At 71.8% G+C, this 6,764-nt stretch carries 5 protein-coding genes and 4 tRNA genes; 3 read left to right on the forward strand and 6 right to left on the reverse strand.

The window, feature by feature from the left end:
- Positions 1 to 213 precede the first annotated feature (213 nt).
- On the forward strand, positions 214 to 1,260 hold the full coding sequence (locus ACFC1F_RS30095; protein WP_376163002.1) for a winged helix-turn-helix domain-containing protein: 1,047 nt from the start codon (positions 214 to 216) through the stop codon (positions 1,258 to 1,260).
- Positions 1,261 to 1,401: 141 nt separating this feature from the next.
- Here the strand turns inward: ACFC1F_RS30095 and ACFC1F_RS30100 are convergent, their stop codons facing one another.
- Positions 1,402 to 1,683 (reverse strand): hypothetical protein, encoded by a 282-nt coding sequence (locus ACFC1F_RS30100; RefSeq protein WP_376163004.1) that lies wholly within the window; start codon positions 1,681 to 1,683, stop codon positions 1,402 to 1,404.
- Positions 1,684 to 2,060: 377 nt separating this feature from the next.
- Here ACFC1F_RS30100 and ACFC1F_RS30105 point away from each other — a divergent pair, with 377 nt between their 5' ends.
- Entirely contained in the window at positions 2,061 to 2,909 is an 849-nt protein-coding gene (locus ACFC1F_RS30105; protein ID WP_376163006.1) for a DUF4253 domain-containing protein, read from the forward strand.
- 426 nt (positions 2,910 to 3,335) lie between these two features.
- On the opposite strand, the gene ACFC1F_RS30110 is transcribed toward ACFC1F_RS30105, so the two are convergent.
- From ACFC1F_RS30110 to ACFC1F_RS30130, 5 genes are all read right to left on the reverse strand, one after another.
- A tRNA-Tyr gene (locus ACFC1F_RS30110) sits at positions 3,336 to 3,418 on the reverse strand.
- Position 3,419: 1 nt separating this feature from the next.
- Positions 3,420 to 3,514 (reverse strand) — tRNA-Ser (locus tag ACFC1F_RS30115).
- A 21-nt stretch (positions 3,515 to 3,535) separates the two neighbouring features.
- Positions 3,536 to 3,623: transfer RNA gene (locus tag ACFC1F_RS30120), tRNA-Ala, on the reverse strand.
- Positions 3,624 to 3,633: 10 nt separating this feature from the next.
- A tRNA-Gln gene (locus ACFC1F_RS30125) sits at positions 3,634 to 3,705 on the reverse strand.
- A 255-nt stretch (positions 3,706 to 3,960) separates the two neighbouring features.
- The gene (locus ACFC1F_RS30130; protein WP_376163008.1) at positions 3,961 to 4,560 is read right to left on the reverse strand and encodes a hypothetical protein; all 600 of its coding nucleotides are present in this window, start codon (positions 4,558 to 4,560) and stop codon (positions 3,961 to 3,963) included.
- 1,268 nt (positions 4,561 to 5,828) lie between these two features.
- On the opposite strand from ACFC1F_RS30130, the gene ACFC1F_RS30135 reads away from it, so the two are divergent.
- A complete protein-coding gene (locus ACFC1F_RS30135) occupies positions 5,829 to 6,266 on the forward strand; it encodes a hypothetical protein (RefSeq protein WP_376163010.1) in 438 nt (145 codons plus the stop codon).
- Positions 6,267 to 6,764: the final 498 nt, after the last annotated feature.

Here is a 6,764-nt window from a genome sequence, read left to right on the forward strand (position 1 = left end):
CGCCCACCAGTCCATCCCGCGGGGCCGCTTCCGTTCGTCGGGCGTGGGTGGGCAGCGCGCGACCGCCACCAGGCGGGCGCGACTGGTTCGTTCGTGCCTCTGGCACAGCTGAAAGAGTCCGCCCAGACCGATGCAGGATTCGACTCGATTCGGCCTCCCTCAAAACGAGTGCGGCCGGAAGGCTCATCCGCAGACGCGGATGAGGAGGATGTCGTGCTACGGATTCACTTCACTGCCGAGGACCGGGCGCAGGTACGGGTCATGGTGTTGGGGCCGCTCTCAGAGACGCAGCTGGGCTTGCGGACTGTGCAATGGCGCGACCGTGCGGTGCTGTTCGGTGGATGGCGTGCGCGGACCGGTCCGCGGATCAGCGCTGACGGGAGGGAAACGGCGCGGTTCCTCAGCGGAGCCACCTGCGGGGGATTGGTGGATCTGTTCACCCTGGTGGGCGCGGTGGGCTGTGTGGATGAGGGGATAGAGCGGCTGATCAGTGCACCGGCCCTGCGGCTGCGCACGGAGTTCTCTGTCAAGCCGCGCGCGTCTGGGCGTCCGTCACCGTGGCTGACCGAGGTGACGGACGCTGCCCCGCAGGCGCTGCAACGGCTGGGCGTCGCTCTACAGCACTGCCATCGCGTCGCGGTGGCCCCCTACTGGCCACGTATCGACCAGCACCTTCAGGGGGAAGTGGCGCGGCGTGGTCGGCTCATGGCACAGGGCGGGGTGGGGGCACTGCTGGGCAGCCTGCGCCCGATGGCAGTGTGGAACCCGCCGGTGCTGGAGATCCCCGGCTACCGGCCCTTGGTCCACCCGGAAGCCGACTTCCACGTGTCGGGGCGCTCGTTCGTTCTGGCTCCGTCGGTGTTCTGCGGGCCGGTTCCCCAGCTGTTCGCCAGCCCTCAGGCCGACACGGTCGTCATGGCCTATCAGGCACTGCACAACCCGGTCGATGCGGCTGCCCTGTGGGCTCCCCCAGCCGACACCCGCCGAGGCGATGCCCCGGTGCCGCCGGCTCTGACCGCACTCCTCGGCCGCAGCAGAGCGATCGTGCTGTGCGTCATAGCCGACCACCCCGCATGCACGACGACCCAGCTGGCGCAGCGGGCCGGCATATCGCCAGCCAGCGCCAGCGAGCACGCCACCACCCTACGCAAAGCCGGACTGACCGCTTTGACCCGGGAACGGAGGACAGCCCTTCATACGCTGACCCATCTCGGCCTCACCTTGCTGAGCACCAACGGCTCAGCTCCCGCAGGCTCTTGAACGCCAGACAGCCCACCAAGACCGGCCGAGTTGGGTGGCGACCAGGCTGCGGGCGTGGGTTGGACGGCCGGCCTTCGCCGGACGCCACCAGGAACAACAGCCCTGCAGGGTGGAAACCCCTGCCGTCCGGACCGTCACCGATCAGTCCACCCGCAGGACCCGGGAGACATAGATGCGCGGCGGATCCTGCCCTTCGTCCACCGCGTACTCCACCAGCCCCAGATCCCGGCGCAGCGGCGACGAGTGCATGCCGGGCCGGGGAGTCGCCGGGCCGCCGGTGACCGTCACCCGGCGACTGGCGACCCGGGACGGTGCGCCGGTGCTCCTGGCGTCCTCGTACACCAACGGCCCGGCGGCGGGGAACGAGCCCTCCGGGCCGGCCCTGGCCGGAGTGGGGCAGGACGTGACCAGTCGGCTCGCCATGGATCAGCGTGACGGTGAGGCGTGGTCAGACCTGAACCCCTCCTGGTGCCCAGGTGAGGGTCGGGGTCAGCACAGGCCGGCGGTGACCTCCGCGAGGGACGCGGGCCTCGCGGCGATCACCTCGTCCGCCCAGTCGGCTCTCACGTCGTCGGCCAGGCCGGCTGGCGGGCGGCCACCACCACCTAGGACTTCGGCCAGGAACGGGGATCGCCCGTGTGGGCGCGGCGACGGCCGGGTGGACAGGGCGCAGCACTACCCGGCGCTGCTGTGGCTGGAGCGGGCACAGCGGGCTCACGCCCTGGCTCTGATGCACGAGGTGTCCGGCTGGACATCGGTTTGAGCGCCTTGGTGTCAGCGTGCACCCATAGCGTGTGCGCATGACCGCACCTCAGCCACTGCCCGCTGAACTTCGCCAGCTGTTCCCGGCCCAGGCCGCCGACCATCTTGCCCTGGCGGCCCCTCTCCCGGCCGGCCGTCTCCTCGGTTCCGATGAAGGCGACGACCGCACACCAGTCATGTGGATGAGCAGCGGACCGGCCCCCGCCGGGCTCTGGGAGCGGCTCCACCGCGAGCGGCAGCGCTCGGGGCTGTGGCCGCTGCTCCTCGCTCCCCTGCGTGACGAGCCTGACTTCCGCCCCTGGCAGTCCGAGGAGCTGTACCCGCGGCAGATGTCGTCCCCCGCCGGGCATGATGCGGCCACTTTGCTGCGCGAGTGGTGGGAAGGCGTGGCGGTGTGCCAGACGGACGATCCGGAAGAGGCCGAGGAACGGCGGGCCATCACGGCCCCGTTCGGCTCTACCTGGCCGGGGCCGGCCCCTTCCCCCGACCTGGTGGCGGACCCGGACGAGCACGCCCGCGCGTTCGCCGGCCGGCTGATACAAGGCCGTGCTGCTCTTCGGATCGGACTGATTCCTGCTGGCAGCGGCGCCGATGCGCTGTCCGCGTGCGGATGGAGCGGCCCGGTCAACCACGAGAACGACACCGGCAAGATCGCCGCGGTGCTCCGCAGCTGGGAGCAGCGCTTCGGGGCCCGAGTCGTCGCGGCCGGCTTCGACACCCTCCACCTCAGCATCGCGGCCCCGCCCGCCGGCATCGGTCAGGCCCGTCTGGTCGCCGCCGAGCACCTGGCGCTCTGTCCCGACAACATCCTGCAGGGAACCGGCACCCTGACCGCCTACGCGGAGTGCCTCGTCGGCGCCGACAGCTGGATGCTGTGGTGGGACTGACCGCTCTCAAGACCGGGGCGGTGTCAGCAGCGGTCGGGGGTGTCGATGCCCGAGGCCGGCAGCGCGGTTGATGATGGTGGTCTCGAGTGGCTTGTGCTCCGGGTCCTGCAGACCAGCGAGCAGGATGGTGGCCTCGTGAGACGGTGAGCGGCGGTCGGGGCTGAAACCCGGCAGAACCCCCACCAGCCGCCCCGCACCCCGTGGCGCGCCCTCGTCGCCCGCCGCTGCGCTGCGGCGGCGAGACGGGGACGACGGTCGAGGCGGCCGCCACCGCGGGAGGCCTGCCAGGCGCTCCTGGCGGAGTTCACCCGACCTGCCGCGCCGGAGCACAGCCGCAATGCGCCCTGGCCGCCGACGCGGGGGAAGCGGCGGCCGCGTGGGTGAGCGGCGCACCGGATCCGTATGCCGGGGTGCTGGGGCCGGTGGTGGTGGGCGAGGGCGGATTCGAACCGCCACAGCCGAAGCGGGGGTGTTACAGACCCTTGGGCTCTCCTGTGCCCAGCTCGCCCTTGGCGGAGGAGGTGGGGGTCGAACCCACACGGGTGCTCGCGCACCCCAACGGTTTTCAAGACCGAGGCCGGCGCCGCCTGTCGGCTGGCTCCTCCATGACACTGATGTGTGTTGCGCGGAGAGTGCGCGAGTTCGAACGCGCGCGGGTGTGACCCCGGCGACGGCCTGAGCCAAGCCGCTGCCTGACCATTCGGCCAACTCTCCGTATGCTGCGCTGCCGGACGAGGATTCGAACCCCGATCGCCTGATCCAGAGTCAGGTGTGCTGCCAGTTGCACCATCCGGCACGGTGGCGGCACATACGAAGGCCACCAGGCCTCGCCCAGGCCGCAGCGTCCCGCCTGCCCGGCGTCCCCTCGCCAGAAAGGGGCCTACGGCCCTCGACACCGACACGGCAACCGCCGCTCCAGACCAGCCAATAAATCCAAGAGAGGCGGCCCCAGAACAATCAACAGAACCACGAAACCAAACCGCACACCGGGCCGGGACAGCAGGCAGGACAGGCCCGAGCCGGGGCCCGGGATGGCCAGTGCGGGCACTGGCTAGGAGGTTTCGCCGCCCGTCTCCTCGAAGTCGCCGATCATGGCCGGGTCGTCGGCCGAGGTCGACTCGGGCCGGGGCGCGGCGCCCGTGACGCCCAGGTCGGCGCGCATCGCCTCCCGGGTGGCCCGGATCAGGGGCCAGAGCGCCTGTTGCGCCTCGGCGGCCGATCGCAGCGTCTCGCCGGGCCTGGGGTTCCCCTGTTCGATGCGCTTGATCTGCCCGTACACCCGGGTCAGTGCGTCGTTCAGTTTGCCAGCCCGGCCGATCACGGTGTCGGGGGCGATCATCAGGGTCTCGGACCAGCGGTCCCGGTGGGCGTCCTTCGCCCCTTGCAGCGCCCGGACGTCCTCATCCCCGGGCGCGCGGTCCCGCATGACGTACAGGTGACGGCTCAGAGCCGTGGCGAACTGTCGGGCATCCCGATGGAGTTCGGTGTAGCACCGCCGCCGTAGTTCGCGGTTCTCGCGGCGTTCCTGGATGGCGTGGCTCATCTCCAGCTCACGCTTCTTGACCCGGTCCGCGCCGCGCTGGGTCAGCAGCGCTGCGCCCAACGTGCCCGCCACACCGGTCATCGCGATCAGTACCGCCCCCACGTCCATGGGATCACCCTAGGGCCCGCCCTCAGCCGTCCTGGCAGCGGGCTGGGAAGGAATGCCCGGCGCCGCGAGCGGCCGGACAGGGCCCAGGCCGAGCACAGCGGGACGGCCCAGCGGCCGACCAGGACGCCGGCCAGGGGCGCAGCAGCGGAACAGCGGGCAGCGAGCACGAGGCCGGCGCACCGAGCAGCAGGTGCAACAGGCCCAGCCGAGCCCCTCCCAGCCACATAACGCCTGGACAGACCCGCAACACGGCACCGTGTTGCACCCCGCCCTCCCCCGCCAGACCACCCGACCACCCGACCACCCGACCACCACCAGGAGAAGGCCGGCCCCGACACCCCCAGACAGGCCCAGCACCAGCAGCCCCGGGCGGCGGCACCGGCGGCGGCCACCGTCCAAATGGCGCCTGCGGTCCCACCCCGGCACCCTGTCGCACCCACCTGTCGCGCCCGGACCGCACACACGGGGAGGGGTATCCGCCCTCGTCACAGCCCGCGACAGCACCCCACACGACAGCAGGACGGCCTGACGGCCACCCAGCCCTCCGGCCCGGACGGCGGCCCAGCCAGGCCGCCGGAAGCACAGCGGGACGACCACGGCGGCGCCCGGCAACCCGGGACGGCAGCGCAGCACCACCTGGAGCGGGACGGCGGCCCGGCAAGCAGGCAGGCGGGGCCCAGCAGCCCCGCCCCCAAACGGCGAGCACGGCAACAAGGCGCAGCCCGGACGGGCGCGGCCCAGGCGGCAGCCACCCACCGGCGGGCACGGCGACCAGAGCCAAGCCCGGCCCCCACCAAACCGAACACCGACCTCGCCGTCGCCCTGGGCGGGCGAGCCGCGCTCGAGGCATGCACCCTGCCACCAGCGTTCCTCCGATCGCACGATTCCCCGAGTCTCGGCGGCGATCGTCCTGTTGTCGTCCCCGCGTTCGAGCCGCTCAGCGGGCCTCCAGTCGCACCCCGCTCCCGATGCAGTTGCTCCTGGGCAGTGAGTCAGCGCCGTGCCGGTGTGGGTGGCGCCGAGCAGCACGTCCGCGGCCGTCCCGGCTCGTCCGCTGTGTCCCGCCTGCTCGTCTGCCGCGCCGCCGTTCCGGGCTCGCCTGCTGGCCGGGGTTCAGGCCTGGCTGGTGTCCTGCTTGTGTCCGGGTGTCGGTGGTGTCGGGCAGGGTGTTGATCATGTTTGAGGAGTGGTGGCGTGTTCGGCCGGACGAGGATCGTGTGCAGTGGGTGTTGGAGTCGTTCGTGGCTGTGGGGCCGTTGCGTTTCGGGATGAGTGCTGACGAGGTGACGGCCACCCTGTGTGCTCTCACCGGGGACACCGAGCACCGGACGTGGACCAGCGGGCCGGGAGACGACACCTGGAAGGTCTGTGAGGGCAGGTACCGGGAGTTCGGCCTGCACCTGTACTACCGGGACGAGCGGTTGTCCGGTGTCGCGGTCGACGCCCGGTGCGGGCCGCAGGTCACCGTGGAGGGCACCGCGCTCGTGGGCCGGATTCCCTCCGTGGTGGGGCAGTGGATGGAGGAACGCGACGCCGAGGTGTCGTACATGAGCCTGGGCGTGCCCGGATCGGACCTCCTGGGCGTGGTGGTCAACGTCCAGCGGGCGCACGACCGTCTGCTCACCCGGCCGGTGTTCTTCCCCGCCGAGGCCCTCGACGACCTCCCTCACTGGTTCCCGCAGAGGGCCTGGGAGATCCACGGCTGAGCGCTACACCGTGGTGTAGTACGAGGGCGCGTTGCACCGGACCGCGCCGGTCCGCCGGCCTTGTCTGGTGGTGGGGCTCGGCGGCCTGGTGTTCGGTGGTCTGGCGGCGGGTGTGGGGGTGCAACACGGTGCCGTGCTGTGGGTCTGACCAGGGGTTATGTGGCTGGGAGGGGCCCGGCTGGGCGTGTTGCACCTGCCGTGTTGCATCTGCTGATCGGCCGGTCTCGGCAGCTTCCGGTCGCCCGCCGCCGTCCGGGCGGCTCCCGTCCGTCTTGTTGCCCGCGGCTGCTCCCGTCTCGTCCTGGCCGCGGTCCGGGTTCGGGCCGTCACGAGCCCGTGCGCATGGTCAAGGTCGTGATAGTCGGTAACTCGCACCTGTTCGTGAGAAACGGCCCCGACGGCCGGCCACTGACACCCGCTCACCCTCCCCCGGTCTCCGGCGCGTGACCCGGGTCCAGGGGCGGCGGCGCCCCCCCCCCCCCCCCCCCCCCCCCGCCC

The organism is Kitasatospora sp. NPDC056181 (assembly GCF_042266225.1).
In the GTDB taxonomy this organism is placed as follows: Bacteria; Actinomycetota; Actinomycetes; order Streptomycetales; family Streptomycetaceae; genus Kitasatospora.

Coding starts and splice junctions, on each gene's coding strand:
- ACFC1F_RS30100 (WP_376163004.1), bottom strand. CDS start 1,683: ATGGCGAGCCGACTGGTCACGTCCTGCCCCACTCCGGCCAGGGCCGGC.
- ACFC1F_RS30105 (WP_376163006.1), top strand. CDS start 2,061: ATGACCGCACCTCAGCCACTGCCCGCTGAACTTCGCCAGCTGTTCCCG.
- ACFC1F_RS30130 (WP_376163008.1), bottom strand. CDS start 4,560: ATGGACGTGGGGGCGGTACTGATCGCGATGACCGGTGTGGCGGGCACG.
- ACFC1F_RS30135 (WP_376163010.1), top strand. CDS start 5,829: ATGAGTGCTGACGAGGTGACGGCCACCCTGTGTGCTCTCACCGGGGAC.